Origin of the sequence: uncultured Shimia sp., from assembly GCF_947498095.1 — a bacterium.
In the GTDB taxonomy this organism is placed as follows: Bacteria; Pseudomonadota; Alphaproteobacteria; order Rhodobacterales; family Rhodobacteraceae; genus Shimia.
In genome coordinates this window covers 162,566-176,044 of record NZ_CANMJE010000004.1, presented here as the reverse complement: position 1 = coordinate 176,044, position 13,479 = coordinate 162,566, and the positions used below count along the sequence as shown (strand labels likewise).

Annotated in this window: 16 protein-coding genes and 1 riboswitch; of the genes, 7 read left to right on the top strand and 9 right to left on the bottom strand. The window is 53.1% G+C overall.

All coding sequences use genetic code 11. The annotated features are described in order from the left end of the window. The 4 genes from Q0932_RS09680 to Q0932_RS09665 all read left to right on the top strand — a co-directional run bounded on the left by Q0932_RS09680 (nt 1) and on the right by Q0932_RS09665 (nt 3,624). Nucleotides 1-786 carry a hypothetical protein gene (locus Q0932_RS09680; RefSeq protein WP_299351810.1) on the top strand — a complete coding sequence of 262 codons (786 nt, stop codon included), beginning with the start codon at nt 1-3 and terminating at the stop codon, nt 784-786. A gap of 19 nt (nt 787-805) precedes the next feature. Continuing rightward, complete coding sequence (locus Q0932_RS09675) at nt 806-1,723, top strand: hypothetical protein (RefSeq protein ID WP_299351808.1); 918 nt, start codon at nt 806-808, stop codon at nt 1,721-1,723. 108 nt (nt 1,724-1,831) lie between these two features. Beyond that, the gene (locus tag Q0932_RS09670; RefSeq protein WP_299351806.1) at nt 1,832-2,071 is read left to right on the top strand and encodes a hypothetical protein; all 240 of its coding nucleotides are present in this window, start codon (nt 1,832-1,834) and stop codon (nt 2,069-2,071) included. Between the two features lie 263 nt (nt 2,072-2,334). Continuing rightward, a complete protein-coding gene (locus tag Q0932_RS09665; protein WP_299351804.1) occupies nt 2,335-3,624 on the top strand; it encodes an AI-2E family transporter in 1,290 nt (429 codons plus the stop codon). Between the two features lie 60 nt (nt 3,625-3,684). Here the strand turns inward: Q0932_RS09665 and cls are convergent, their stop codons facing one another. Further along, nucleotides 3,685-5,094 (bottom strand): cardiolipin synthase, encoded by a 1,410-nt coding sequence (cls, locus tag Q0932_RS09660; protein ID WP_299351802.1) that lies wholly within the window; start codon nt 5,092-5,094, stop codon nt 3,685-3,687. Nucleotides 5,095-5,539: 445 nt separating this feature from the next. On the opposite strand from cls, the gene Q0932_RS09655 reads away from it, so the two are divergent. Further along, nucleotides 5,540-6,478 (top strand): mechanosensitive ion channel family protein, encoded by a 939-nt coding sequence (locus Q0932_RS09655; protein WP_299351799.1) that lies wholly within the window; start codon nt 5,540-5,542, stop codon nt 6,476-6,478. Nucleotides 6,479-6,492: 14 nt separating this feature from the next. Here Q0932_RS09655 and Q0932_RS09650 read toward each other — a convergent pair whose 3' ends face one another. Genes Q0932_RS09650 through Q0932_RS09640 form a run of 3 tightly spaced genes read right to left on the bottom strand, consistent with a single transcriptional unit; the run spans nt 6,493 to nt 8,402 of the window. Beyond that, nucleotides 6,493-6,954: a phage holin family protein gene (locus tag Q0932_RS09650; protein WP_299351798.1), complete on the bottom strand. Its 462-nt coding sequence runs from the start codon at nt 6,952-6,954 to the stop codon at nt 6,493-6,495. A gap of 10 nt (nt 6,955-6,964) precedes the next feature. Beyond that, complete coding sequence (locus Q0932_RS09645; RefSeq protein WP_299351796.1) at nt 6,965-7,306, bottom strand: hypothetical protein; 342 nt, start codon at nt 7,304-7,306, stop codon at nt 6,965-6,967. Continuing rightward, nucleotides 7,278-8,402, bottom strand: coding sequence for an AI-2E family transporter (locus Q0932_RS09640; RefSeq protein WP_299351794.1), 1,125 nt, complete (start codon nt 8,400-8,402; stop codon nt 7,278-7,280). Before Q0932_RS09640 ends, Q0932_RS09645 begins: the two co-directional genes overlap by 29 nt. A 637-nt stretch (nt 8,403-9,039) precedes the next feature. On the opposite strand from Q0932_RS09640, the gene Q0932_RS09635 reads away from it, so the two are divergent. Continuing rightward, complete coding sequence (locus Q0932_RS09635) at nt 9,040-9,633, top strand: hypothetical protein (protein WP_299351792.1); 594 nt, start codon at nt 9,040-9,042, stop codon at nt 9,631-9,633. Nucleotides 9,634-9,635: 2 nt separating this feature from the next. Here the strand turns inward: Q0932_RS09635 and Q0932_RS09630 are convergent, their stop codons facing one another. From Q0932_RS09630 to Q0932_RS09620, 3 genes are all read right to left on the bottom strand, one after another. Continuing rightward, entirely contained in the window at nt 9,636-10,550 is a 915-nt protein-coding gene (locus tag Q0932_RS09630; protein ID WP_299351790.1) for a tyrosine recombinase XerC, read from the bottom strand. Then, nucleotides 10,547-11,254 (bottom strand): DUF484 family protein, encoded by a 708-nt coding sequence (locus Q0932_RS09625; RefSeq protein WP_299351788.1) that lies wholly within the window; start codon nt 11,252-11,254, stop codon nt 10,547-10,549. The genes Q0932_RS09630 and Q0932_RS09625 overlap by 4 nt, the downstream gene beginning before the upstream one ends. A gap of 93 nt (nt 11,255-11,347) precedes the next feature. Beyond that, nucleotides 11,348-11,815, bottom strand: coding sequence for a GNAT family N-acetyltransferase (locus Q0932_RS09620; protein ID WP_299351786.1), 468 nt, complete (start codon nt 11,813-11,815; stop codon nt 11,348-11,350). A gap of 62 nt (nt 11,816-11,877) precedes the next feature. On the opposite strand from Q0932_RS09620, the gene Q0932_RS09615 reads away from it, so the two are divergent. Continuing rightward, entirely contained in the window at nt 11,878-12,225 is a 348-nt protein-coding gene (locus Q0932_RS09615) for a DUF1636 family protein (protein ID WP_299351784.1), read from the top strand. A 103-nt stretch (nt 12,226-12,328) separates the two neighbouring features. Here the strand turns inward: Q0932_RS09615 and Q0932_RS09610 are convergent, their stop codons facing one another. Together Q0932_RS09610 and Q0932_RS09605 are read right to left on the bottom strand one after the other, a co-directional pair. Then, entirely contained in the window at nt 12,329-13,018 is a 690-nt protein-coding gene (locus Q0932_RS09610) for a CbtA family protein (protein ID WP_299351782.1), read from the bottom strand. A 19-nt stretch (nt 13,019-13,037) separates the two neighbouring features. Further along, on the bottom strand, nt 13,038-13,208 hold the full coding sequence (locus tag Q0932_RS09605; RefSeq protein ID WP_299351780.1) for a CbtB domain-containing protein: 171 nt from the start codon (nt 13,206-13,208) through the stop codon (nt 13,038-13,040). A 38-nt stretch (nt 13,209-13,246) separates the two neighbouring features. After that, a riboswitch (cobalamin riboswitch) is annotated at nt 13,247-13,450 on the bottom strand. Between the last annotated feature and the right edge of the window lie 29 nt (nt 13,451-13,479).

The window sequence follows — 13,479 nt, the reverse complement described above, 5'->3', positions numbered from 1 at the left end:
ATGAGATCGTTACTGAAGCACTTCGCAAAAATAGCCGTTTTATGCACAATTGGTGCGCCGGTTCTGGCCCAGTCAGACGCCGCCCAAGCCAACAACCCATTGGCGGACATAACTGCGTTTAACATCCAGAATTACTACTTCGGAGAGTTTACTGGTCCTGGTGATGCCACTGGAAATCAATTTGTTCTGCGATACGCGAAGCCGGTCACAATCGGTGATTCAAATTGGCTAATCCGGGCCTCTTTACCGTTTAATACGTTGCCTGTAGGTGCAGGTGGTCAAGAGGTGAGCGGGATCGGAGACTTCGACGTTTTTGCAGCCTACCAATTCGATACAGGCAATCCTGGAGTTAGTTTTGCACTTGGCCCGCAAGTGGTGGCCCCAACGGCCTCTGATGACCGCCTGGGAGCGGATCAGTGGCAGCTTGGGTTGGCAAACGTCTACTTCAATGCGACATCGCCTGTGTTTCAGTATGGCTATCTTTTGACGTACCGCACAGGTGTTGGGGATACGAACGGCCGTCAACGCGCAAGTCTTGGCGCCATTCAGCCATTTGCTTTTTATCAGCTTGGTGGTGGGTATTACACAGGTGGTGCCCCGATCTGGACGTACGATTTTGCCACTGACAGTTATGCGGTTCCACTGGGTCTTAGGCTCGGGAAAGTCACCAAGCGCGGCAACACCGTCTACAACTTTTTTGTTGAGCCACAGTACTCGGTTTTCACTAAGGGCGCCGGCCAGCCAAAGTGGCAAATCTACATGGCGCTCAACATGCAGTTCCAATGACCCGTGGGGCGCGTGGCTCATGCCGGCCCTAGTTTTGAAACACATCAATCAATCTAACCCAACAATCAGGAATGCTATTATGGAAAAATTTGTCGCTGTTGTTTTTGAAAATGATGACGCTGCTTTCAAAGGCGAGACAGCCTTGCGAGGGCTGCATGCAACAGGAGAACTTGCTGTGTATGCGGCTGCTGTGATCGGGAAAGATCTCGACGGAAAAGTCGAGGTCAAGAAGGTGGAAGACGAAGGGCCATTGGGAACCGCATTGGGCCTTGTCATTGGCGGCATGGTAGGTGTTTTGGCTGGCCCTCTGGCTGTTGCGTCCGGTGCTGCAATCGCCGGTTCTGCGGCCGCTGCGTCTGCCGCTGCGTCAGGAATGGCTGTCGGATCAATGACAGGAGGCCTGTTCGGTGTTTACCGTGACCTTTGGGTGGCCGGAATTGACTCTGCGATGCTTGATGAAGTCAGTGTCGAACTGCTTCCAGGGAAGTCTTGCGTGGTGGCGTCGGTTGATGAAGTCTGGACCTCACCCTTGGATGTCAAAATGGGTGAAGCTGGTGGGGTGGTGTTCCGTAAGCCGCGCATCGATTCAATTGATGAACAATACGCAGCAGACATGGCCGAGCTTGATCGGGAGATCGCAGAGCTCAAGGATGAGTGGAAGCAATCAAGCGATGAGACCAAACAGGCAATCCACGACAAGATCGATGCTGCAAAGTCCAAAGCAAACGCAGCCATGGAGAAAATTTTAGATCGCATTGATGAACTGGACAGCCAAACAGAGGCGAGGCTCGAAGCGATTGATGAGCAAATTGCAACGGCCAAAGAAAACACCCGCCAAAAATTTGAAACGCGCAAAGCTGAAATTCAGGTTGACTACAAAGAACGTAAATCCAAGCTAGATGCATCAATGGCTCTGGCTAAAGAAGCTCTGACCTGAATCAATTATTAAGACGCTGAAGAATAGCATTTTGCGTCTTCCAAAATAGCTGACGCAGATTAGTCGCAAAAAGTGTTGCGCCAATCCAATCTAAAGAAAGGAAAAGAAATGACAGATCTAAAAAGTATGATGGCTGAACTTCAACAAAAACGAGACGAGATCAAACTTCAGTTGCATCTCGGATCAATGGAAGCAGAGGAAGAGTGGGATTCACTTGTATCTGAATGGGACAAATTCCTTTCAAAATCCCAATTCGACCAAACTGCTGACGAGGTTGGTGAAGCAGCCCGTGAACTTGGGCTCAAAATGAAAGCTGCCTATGACAACGCTAAGAAGGCAGTTGGTTAACAGGCGGGCCAGAATGCTCCAAAATCAGTTTTATTGTTTGAGGGTCGTTTGGGCTTAGGCAAACGTCGGGCATGATTGCAGGCGGCAAAATGATTGAACGCCATTTGGTAGAGGTTGGCTCGATTCACGTGCTGACCTCTACTTTGAAACCTAAGTATGTTAGTCACTATTAGAAACAGGTGCCTCTAGGGCCTTTTTTTGCCGCATTGCGCGTTCCATTTTTGAAATTGCACCACTTCCCAAGATGCAAGGGGTCAAGACGAATGACTGATGATGCCGATGACTCCGCAACTGAATTCAGAGAGCCCGCTGTTGCCGTCTCGCGTCAGACAATTGCTTTGGCATCTTTTGTAATCCTGGCACTTTTAGTCAGTGTTGCCTTTGTAGAGCTCGTTCGTCCATTTCTGGCAGCGCTGGCACTGGCCGCGATTTTTGCAGCACTTGTCCAACCATTTTACACATGGGTTCTGATCCGAACCAGAAAACGAGAAGGCCTAGCCAGTACCATTACCGTATTGGTTGGCGTGCTGCTTGTAGTGGGACCGCTCATTGGAGTGGGATATCTTGCGACGGTTCAGGCTTCCGGGTTGGTGGCAGGCGCGGATCAGGTCATTGAAACGCTATCCGAAGATGCCGCCGCCCTGAAAGGCGGAACGTTTGAATTTCCGAGCTGGGTTCCGTTTGCCAAGGAGCTGACAGAAGCGGGCCCTCTGGTTTTTGAAAAGGCAGAAGGGCTGCTAGGTTCGGCGGCTTCGTTCCTAACGACTGAACTATCTCACTTAACCAATGGTACAGCAAAATTCTTCCTAAGCCTTTTCACCTTCTTGTATGCGATGTTCTTTTTCTTACCGCTAAAAGACACTGCATTTCGCCCAATCCTCGAGAACTCCGGGCTAAGCGTCGATCTTCAGGACAAACTGCACGAAAGAATTGTGTCCGTTAGCCGAGCGACGATAAAAGGAACTTTGTTGATCGGCGTGATACAGGGTGCACTCGGGGGCCTTGGTTTTTGGGCGGCAGGGATCGAGGGCCCTGCTTTTTGGGCCGTTGTGATGGCGATTGCAGCAGCTATTCCAGGTATTGGTGCAACTGGCGTGGTATTTGGTGGGGCAGCCTATCTGGCGTTTCACAGCGAATTTCCGGCTGCAATTGGGCTGGCGCTTTGGGCTGGCTTGGTGGTCGGGACAATAGATAATGTTCTGCGGCCATCGCTCGTGGGACGTGATGCACAAATGTCGGATCTGATGATCTTTGTCAGCACCTTAGGCGGGCTTGCGTTGTTTGGCGCATCCGGGCTGGTTTTTGGCCCGGTCATCACTGGAGTGTTTGTTGCGGTTTGGAAGGAAATACCGAGTTTGTTGCAGCAGGCAGATGAAAGCCCTGGCGATGACCAAACTGTCTCGGAGATCCAGCAGTTGGTTGAGCCAGATGAGCAGCATTCCGTCGACGCACCTTCAGCCAGTGGGCAGGTAGGAAAGTTCACGGCATCAAAGGCCGACCTGGAAAAAGAGGTAGAGGCCTTGAAACGCGAACTGGCGAGAGACGACACTTAACGCGTGAAATCTCGCGTTGCATCAGAAAACAAACTTACCGTTTAGCGTAGCTGCTTGGTCTCACAGTACCGGAGAGAACAGCCGTGCCACGGGCGCGCCAAGCCGGATATGCCTCGGTTGCTCTGAGAGCTCTTTGTCTAACTTGAATGCCCGCGCAAAATCTTTCTCCAGAAAGGCAGCGGTTTGCTTTGCGGCCTCGGAATCAAACATGACGGCCATGGCTTCAAAGTTCAGGCGGAATGAGCGGTTGTCCATATTAGTCGTCCCAATCGCCGCCAAGCTCTCATCCACAAGAACCACTTTTTGATGCATGAATCCTTCGTCATAGCGCCAAACTTCTACGCCCGCTTGCCGGATTTCGTTGAAGTAGGCAAAAGCCGCAAGCCAAGGGATTTTGTGGTCGATAACTTCGGGTACTAAAATACGAACATCAACACCTCTAAGCGAGGCATGTTTCAAAGCTGTCAAAACATCGGTGTCAGGCACGAAGTAAGGCGACGCGATCCACACGCGTTCTTTGGCAGCACAAATGGCCGAGAAGAAGAAAAGCGCACCGGTTTCCATTTCATCGCCTGGCCCGGTCGGGACGATCATGCCGGTCATATCCTCGGATGCATGAGGGGCTTCCCAGTTCAGAGGGTCTACCATCAACTCACCTGTAGCCCAGTGCCAGTCTTCTGCAAATATGAGCTGAAGCTGAGAAACGACTGGGCCCTTTAGCTCTACATGCGTGTCTCTCCAAGCTCCGAATTTGGCGCTTTTGCCCATGTATTCGTCGCCGACATTCAGCCCACCTGTGAAGGCTACGGTTCCGTCCACAACAACAGTCTTTCGGTGATTTCGAAAATTAAGCTGAAACCTGTTTTTCGGGCCTCGAGTGCTTTTGGGATCAATGGCCAAAACGCCAGAGGATCGAAGCTCCTCGTGATATTCTCTAGGCAACCCAACGCAGCCAACAGCATCGAACATGACCCGGACAGTGACACCTCGTTGGGCTGCCGCTATCAGATGCGTCTTTAACTCACGTCCAATCTCGTCGTCATGGATGATGTAGAACTGTAGCAGAATGTAGTCTTTAGCGGCGTCGAGCGCATCGAAGATAGCCGCAAATGTTTGCGCCCCATCGATCAAGATCCGCATGTTGTTTCCTCGAACAGCGGGCAATTCTGAAATTGCCTCAAACGGCTCTACAGGGAAATCCGGGTTTGAAACAGGGGCGTTGGCCAGTTTGTAATTCTGAACACCTTCGATGATTTCTTCACTGTCACGGCGCGCAATCAGGTAATCCTTGAACTTGTGATGCCCCAGAAAGAGATACAAAGGAACCCCGAGATAGGGGGCAGTTATCAAGAAAACGACCCAACCGACGGCGCCTTGCGACGTCCTTGATGACGACACAGCGCGCCAAGCAAACCAGATTGCAATAATCTCGAGAACGATTAGGGCCGCTATGGCGAATGACGCTATCATCTTGGCAAAACCTCCTAAGGAGAACTGAATTATTTCAAGAGCATGACACCACAATTATCAATTTTGTTCAGAGTGAACCCGCAATACAAAACAAAGATATTTCAAAATTTGCATTTAAGATACACGTAAGATCCATTGCAGAGGCAGGCACTGCAAAAAATTGAAAAAGCTGCATTTTCTTTTACTCTGTCGCTGTAAAGTAAAGCGCATCCCAGTCAGATCCACATAACCGCTGGCGATAGTTGGTTGCCAGAAAAAGATTAACAGCGAACGGTAAAACCAAATGCCCTTTAAGGAAGCAGTTTCTGACCTTGTTGCGAGAGTGCAAGGTTGGCTTTCATCCGCGGACCAGATTGGCGTTCTCATCGCGATTGTTTTTGTTGCGATTGTTATCTGGCTACGCAAGCCGTTGGCCAAAATGGTTGTTGGGGCGTTGGATAGTTTAATGACCCGCCTTGCCGTAGGCCTATCGGATGAAACGAAAACCGAGTTAACTGTACCAACGTCGATCTTGATCGTGACTTTATCAATCTTTCTGGCGTTGGATGTTTTGCAACTTCCTGAGTTTGCAGATGGTCTCGTGCGTCGCGTCCTGACATCCATCGCCGTTTTGGCCGTGTTTGCTGGCTGGTATAATCTATGCGGCCCCTTTGTTTCTCTTCTGAGCGGCGAAACACGCTTAGGCGTGAAAATGGAAAGTGGTTGGATGGAGCGGGTAGCCCGTTTTGGGGTCGTTTTGTTCGGGATCACGGCACTGTTGACCGTCTGGGAAGTGGACATTTCATCTGCTTTGACGGGTGTCGGTGTTTTGGGCGCAGGGCTGGCAATTGCGACACAGGATCTTATCCGAAATCTGGTCGCCGGTATGAACAACATCAGTGAAAAGAGGTTTTCTGTTGGGGATGTGGTTCAGATCGAAGGGGTTTTTGTCGGCACCGTTGAACAAATTGACCTGAGGTCGACATTGCTTCGGGGCTTTGACCAAATTCCTAGATACATTCCCAACTCAGAACTCGCCAACGCGGTGGTGCTGAATTACTCGCAGCGACGCAATCGTCGTGTAAAACTGAGCATACCTTTGGTTTTAGCGACGACCCAAGCTCAGATTTTGGAGTTCTGCGACACCTTGAGAAAGCACTTGAAAGAAAGCGGTGACTTTGACGTTTCTGAGGATGCGCCGCAGTATGTGCACGTCGAAGGCCTGTCGGACAGTGCGGTCCTCGTGATGTTCTATGCTTGGACAAACGATCCCGATTACGCAAACTATCTGGAAGTAGCCGAGCGTCTGACCCTGAAGATTATGGAGCTGGCGAGTGCTTGCGATACTGCACTCGCCTACCCGACGCAAACGCTGAACATGCCGGACAGTACATCCGACCTGTAACTCTGGTCTTCAGGTCAACTCTTCAGGTTCTTGATCACGGCCTTGGCAACTGTCCCGGCAACTCCAGGAGCAATGGCGCCAAACGGATCGCTCGCCATTTTCTTGACAGCTTCGGCCGTTGCCTTCGCCTCACCAGCAAATCCGCGCATTTCGGCTTCAATATCCTCCAGTGCCATGTCGCGCACTTCTGTGACGGGGGCGGTTTCCTGTTCAACATTGGATTTGTTCGCCAATGACACCAACAGTACCGCCAGCGCCATATTGACGAGCGCTACAATCAAAGCCGCCGAGGGTTGGGGCATGGTTTGTGACAAAGCCAGATAGGCTGATACGTTTAGCATAATCAGGCCGACACCTGCGGCAATTCCGGCGGCCGCCATCAACCCGGTTTGGCGCCGAAGAACTGCAAGATGACGCTGGGCGATCAGGCGCTCTGCGCGCAGCACGATAGAGATGTTTCTAGAAATACGGTTCATAATTTGGTTCCTATCTTGCGCGGCCAGCTAAAAAGCCAATAGCGAAAGCGCCGAGCGCGATGAGCAGCTGTTGTTTGTGGGGAAGGTCATGAAGTTCAGCCATGATTTCAGAAACTTCTTTATCCCAATCCATTTGGTTACTAGGCGTTTCCGCCTTATCCTTGTCTGGCAGCGCTTCGACGTCTTCATCTTCGCGTGCTTCTTCCTGTTGCGAAGAGCGTTCCGCCAACTGTCTCCTGAGGTCTAGAAGCTCTGCTTCCAGTTCCGCTTTGGTCGCCATAAATCCCCTCTTTCTAAGCCTTAATGCATAAAGTCCGGCATTCTTATCTGCTTGCTTCGCGGTCTGTGTCATTCGGCACATCATCCAACAAATTACCGTCGCCTGACATGAGAATGGCAATGGTTCGTGTTGCCGGGATATGAGACATCACTATTAAAAAACAAACTGTTATAGGCACACTCAAGAGCGCTCCTGCCATGCCCCAAATGGCCGTCCAAAACGTCAAAGCCAGGATGACCATCAGGGGCGATAAATTCAAAGAGCGCCCAGTCAAGGCAGGTTCAAGAATGTTGCCGACCACAAATTGAACCCCGCCACATCCACAAAGAATAATCAAAAACGGTGTGACTGTATCGAACTGTACCAAAGCGACCAAAGCCGGCACTGCAACACCGAGAATGGAGCCAATTGTCGGTATGAAATTCAACATAAAGGCCAAAACAGCCCAGGTTTCTGCAAAATCCAATCCAACCGGTTTCATAAAGGCATAGCTGCCAAGGCCCGTAATCAGGCTCACGAGCGATTTAATACCGACGTAGCGCTGGAGGCTGACTGACATGCTGCTCAGAATTTTGCGCAACTTTTCCCGAAACTCGGCATCTCGTGCCACAAGCTCCAGCTTTTTGTTCATTGGGGCACGCTCGACCATCATGAAGGGAAGGTAGAGCAACACCAGAAACAGCGCGCTTAGAAAGGCTCCTGCTGAAGAAATAGCGCCGCTAGCCAAGGCAGAAATATCAAGGTCGGACAGGGCGCTTTCGGCAGCCGCGTAATTTTTGTCCCCGACCAAGGCAACAACACGGCTCAGAATTTGAGAGAAACGCTGCTCGTATCTGGGAAATGCTTCAGCGACGTCACCGGCTTGATTTGAAAGAATGGAGAGCACTCCAAGAAGGCCTAGGCTGACGATACCCAAGGAAATGATGTGGGCAAGCCAGCTGGGCATTCTGATCGAGCCGATCTTCAGAAGGCTCACTCTGTCGACAATTGCAGTAATGAGGACGAAAAGGAGAAGCGCCAGTGCAAGCGGTATCAAAATGCTGGCAGCATACGCGAGGCCGGCAATCAAAAGGAAAGTGATCACGATAATCTGAGTCCAGAAGGTTAGCCCAAAACGACTGCTGCCGGAGAGTTGATCGGTTTTTTGAGGTTCGTTTTTCAAATCCACTTCAACACGCCCTTAGCTGTTTTACTGAAGGGTTAAAATCAATAAAAAATTCGCGCACCAAGTGTATTCTTGAGTTGTTTCCCATCGGGACCAATAGTCATCAAAATACGACAAAAAGCAAAGTGAAGTTTAAGATAAATCATTAATTAAGTAGTTACTGGCTTAAAGCGGAGAGTATGAAATTCCTATCGACACGGTTGAGGACACTCTGGCCCAATTTCGTCACTTCAATATCCAAAAACCGGCAATCACCTTTATCTTTCGAAGGCTTTCGATAGACAGCCCCTTTCACAGCCCCCGATTTTATAACAGCATTTGACTTGAAAAAATCTTTGAGCTGTACGAATAACTGTGTCGGTTGCATTAATCGTATCAAGAAGAAACGGGCTCGCCATTCGGTGGGCCTTTTTCTTTTTCCACTTGTGCACACTTATGTTCCTGGCGTGCATGCTTATGGTGTGCGGAAATTCTTACAAATGCTTAACATCTTGATTTCATATGGATTATTTGGTGTATATTTGAAACAATTTAGTGAGCCGTGCACGCTTATGCCCCGTTGGCAGCAGATTTGTCTGAATAGACTTGGCGCAGTTGTCAGTCTGGGTCACAATGCACGAGCACTTTCGCGGAGGTTAGCGTGCAAGCATTGAAACACATCATGATCCGGGGCGTGTTGTTCCTGGTCCCGGTAGTCATTTTGGGCTTCGTGCTGGTTCAGGTGCTCAATGTCACCTCAGCGGTGGCAGAAATAGCCGAGCAGTTTATCCCGATTGAGCGCGTCGCTGGTGTAGCGGTGGTCAATATTTTGGTCATCCTGTTGGCGGTACTGCTCTGTTTCGCTGCCGGGTTGGTTTCGTATCTGTCTGTTATCAATGACAAAGTCATGGCGCTGGATCGAATTCTTGCTGAAAATGTCCCTGGCTATTCGATGGTCAAAGGTGTCTTTGGTAGCGCGACCAAATCCGAATATGTGGTCGACCACTTGAACCCGATCTTAGTGCGGTTCGATGATCACGAGGCACTCGCGTTCGAGGTTGAGCGCACGGGTGACAAAGTCACGGTGTTTCGCCCGGACATTCCAAGCATGCTTGCCGGAGAGATTTTCCTGTTTAGTGCTGATCGGGTGACGACAATCGATCTACCGGCGCATCAGGTCATGGGTATTTTGCAATCACATGGGCGTAAGATGTCCAAAGTGCACGAGGCAATTGCCAAGGCCGCCCAGGGATAGGTTCAGGCTTTGGGGTGAGTCTTGTTGTAGACTTCCATCAAACGCGCCGTGTCGACGGCTGTATAGGCTTGTGTTGTCGAAAGCGAGGCGTGGCCTAACAATTCCTGAATGGCGCGAAGATCGCCACCGGCTTCCAGCAGATGCGTGGCAAAGCTGTGGCGCATTGCGTGGGGTGTTGCCGTTGCGGGCAGACCCAGTTGCATCCGTGTTGCCTGCATCGCGCCAGAGACAACGCGTGGTGACAAACGCCCACCACGAGCGCCGCGAAACAGGGGGGCGTCCGCATTCATTGGGTAGGGGCAGAGACTGAGATAGACGTCTACCGCTTCACGTGCGGCATCGATCACTGGCACAACGCGTTCTTTGTCGCCCTTGCCAAGGATGCGCAGAACGGAGGGCAGAGGGGCGTCGGACCCATTAAGACACAGAGCCTCGGAAATCCGCAAGCCGCACCCGTATAGCAGAGTCACAACGGCCACATCCCGCGCGCTGATCCACGGGTTTTCGTGCTGCAGCTCGATCGTGTCGATCACCGCCTTGGCCGCGTCAGCAGCCAGTGGGCGTGGCAGTTTGCGTTGAAACTTCGGGGATCGAGTGGACAAAACAGCGGTCGCATCAAAGCCTTCGCGTTCCGATAGCCAGCGAAAAAAACTTTTGACGGCAGAGAGTTTGCGCGCAAGCGACCTCGCGCCGACCTCGGTTGATCGCGTGCGGGCCATCCACGCGCGCATGTCAGGAACACGGATGGTTTTCAGCGCGTTCAGGCCCTGCGCCTCGCCTTTGTGTTCGGTCATGAAAGACAGAAAGTCGATCAGGTCGGCCTGATAGGCGCGGATCGTGTTCTCAGAGGCGCCCCCAAGAGCAGAGCGGCTGGCCAGCCAGAGTTGAAGAGTTTCGGCAGCAGCCGGGGTAATCAAGACAGCCAGCGCCGCATGGCGCGTTCAAAGACGCCCGCAAAAAAGGCCAAAAGGTCAGTGCCTTTTTGCGGTGTGAACTGGTGCGGGTCTTCGGCGCCCATGACCAACAGGCCGGGCAGGCGGCCCTCGCCAAAGTCGAGCTTCAGGCAGGCTTCGGAGCGGATGAACTCGGCCTTTTCGCCAAAAATGCGGTCGTCTCCAGACTGGATTTGGCGCAGCGTGACCTGACGCAGCGGGATATTCCGTCCACCAGTGAGATAGGTGTCGATAAAGCCCGGCTCAGCGACCGACAGCACGTCGCCCAAACGCTGAATGGCCGGATCGTCTTCGGATTGCACGGATTCCAGAACCAACCGCACTTCGTCGACTCGCAGGATTTCGGCCACTTCACCGCCAAGGTCATGCAGGAAGGATTCAAATTCAACCGGGTCCAGCATCCGCAGGATGGCCCGGTGAACCTGATTGGTGCCCGCAAGGTTTTCATAAGCGGCGGCGATCACGCTGCGGTGCGTGTCTTCCAGCCGGTCGAGGCGGGCTTCGAGCCGTTCCATTGCGATGCCGCGCAGGTCGACAATATTGCCACCCATAGTCTTTTCATTGGCGGCAATCAGGGCCTGCATCAGGTCCTGATCTTCAAGGATCACGTCCGGCTCGGAAATGATCTTTTCGCGCAGGGCGTCGTCAATTTTGGGCTGGCTGCTCATGCGGGCCTCTTTTTGTCTTTGGCGCGACCTTATCAGAGCCGTGCGCAGATTTCTTCTGTTTTTTTGTCGAATGAGGGGGCTTGCCAAGGCCACTCAGGGCTGTGGCGGTAAGTCCTTGGTCATAAAGATCGAGGTCTTGTTGGCTGCGTAATCGCCAAAGGGGCCACAATCAACAAACCCATGCGCCTTGTAGAGACTGTGGGCCTGGGTCAGCTTGTCGCCTGTCTCCAGCTTGATGGTGGCCAACCCTTGCGCACGCGCTTCGGTCTCGACCTGTCGCATCAGGTGGTGGGCAATGCCTTTGCCGCGGGCCTTTGGGTCGACAAACATCGATTTGACCTCGCCATAGTCGCCCTTGTTGGCCAGCGCCACGCAGCCAAGCGCGGTCAGCCCCTCGCGGGCCACAAAGAATCGGATCGAGGGAACGCACAACTCGTCGATGTCCAGTAAGTGGTTCTCTTCCGGTTCAAACAGGGTTTGCATGAGGGCGTGGCTTTGCCGCAGGAGCTGCGTGGCCTGCGGGTCGCGCGGGTCGCCGGGGATCACCTGAATACTGGGCATGGGCTTGCTCCTTATGCGTGCGGGTGCTTGTGTGGCAGTCAGAGGCGGGATAGTCCAGCCTCATGAAAGGGCACGACATGGGCCACAAGCTGTTCATTTGCGAAACCTGCGCTGACCAGAGCGGCGACGTGCCGGGACCGGCGCTGGCTGAGGCTGTGCGGACCAAAGTGACGCCTCAGGTCGAGGTGATTCTGACGCCCTGTATGAACCTCTGTGACGCGCCGGTGTCACTGGCGCTTCGCGCGCCGGGCAAGATGGCCTATCTGTTTTCAGGGGTCGAGGCGGGGGATGTTGACGACATCGTCGCCCTGTCGCAGCTGTATGAAAACACCAAGGACGGCATCATCGAAGATGCGCGGCCTGCCGGGCGGTTGCGGTTCTGTCTGAAGGGTCGCGTGCCGGCAGAGTAGGGACCTTGCCCCTCTTGGCCTCTAGCGGCCAATTCACCCGAGAGTATTTCCGGCAATACGAAGTGTGGTCGCCGCCCCCCTTGAGAGGGAGGCGCAAAAGGGGTCAGGCCTCTTCGCCGCTGGCAAAGAAGTGGCCGCAGAAGTAGCCCAAAGTGGCCCATCCGACCATGGCGACACCCATGCTGAGGGTCGCAAATTCGGCCGACAACTCAGGCGGTGCGACACCATAATAGGTATCAAGATGGGGGGCGCCGATCAGGTGCGGAACCAAGATCAGCACGAGGCCGATGGCCTGTTTCCACACGGCATCTGTAAAGGCGATGATCGCCAGTCCAAGGGCCGTAACAACGATCGTTGAGATCCACCAGATCTGGCGCGGCGCCAGTTCTGCAGCTGGCGTGCCAGGCAGTTCCGGGGGCAGGCCTGCAGCGGGGGCAAGCTGAACGGCGATAAAGCCACAGATACCCCAGATCAAGCCATTCTTAGCAGAGATCGTCGTGCCCGTACGGTCGCGGGCAAGGCCCATCGCCACGATGATCAGCAGGCCATAGCCCACGTACGTGACAATATTGAAGCCAACGGTCATCAGATGGCGGCCCCATTCGCCGCCGAGATCTGGCGCGCCCTTGTCGGACTGTGCGGTGCCATCAACAACAAAATGAAGCCGGGCACCGGTTTCATACAATTCGCCCTCCAGCAAAAGCGGGATGACGAAAACGAACTGAAGCAGGGCGGCAATCAGCCCTGCTATCAGGCCAGCGAACGCAGCGCTGGACAACAAATTTTTGGTCATTGTGCCGTTAGGCGCACGCTTAGTGGCAGGGGAATGCCATTGCGTGACGCTGATCGTGCGCGGCGTCATGCAGCACAGTAGCTTGCGCCATGCCTGACACGGTCAACAGACCGAGACCCACGAGGGTCACGAGGATGAACGCGGCGGTGTTCGTGCGGACTGCGGTGATTTGTGCAGTTTTGGTCGTCATAGTCACTGTCTCCTTGTCCCGTCACACCCGACGGGTGGGGGTTACGTTATCTGCGCGGCCGGTCTCCTGGCTCGTGGGTCGACGCGGTGCATTCCCTTCCCAGAGGTTGCCCTCCAGTGGTTGTGAACGCGCGCTCGCCACTTACAGTCGCGGGGGCGGCTGTGGCTCAAGGCGCAGGCCTCTTCCACATTCCCGTTTATCCGCCGGTTGACCCGATGGATACCACACAGCTCCTGTTTAACGCGCAGACTCAGCAGGTCAAGACGGATTG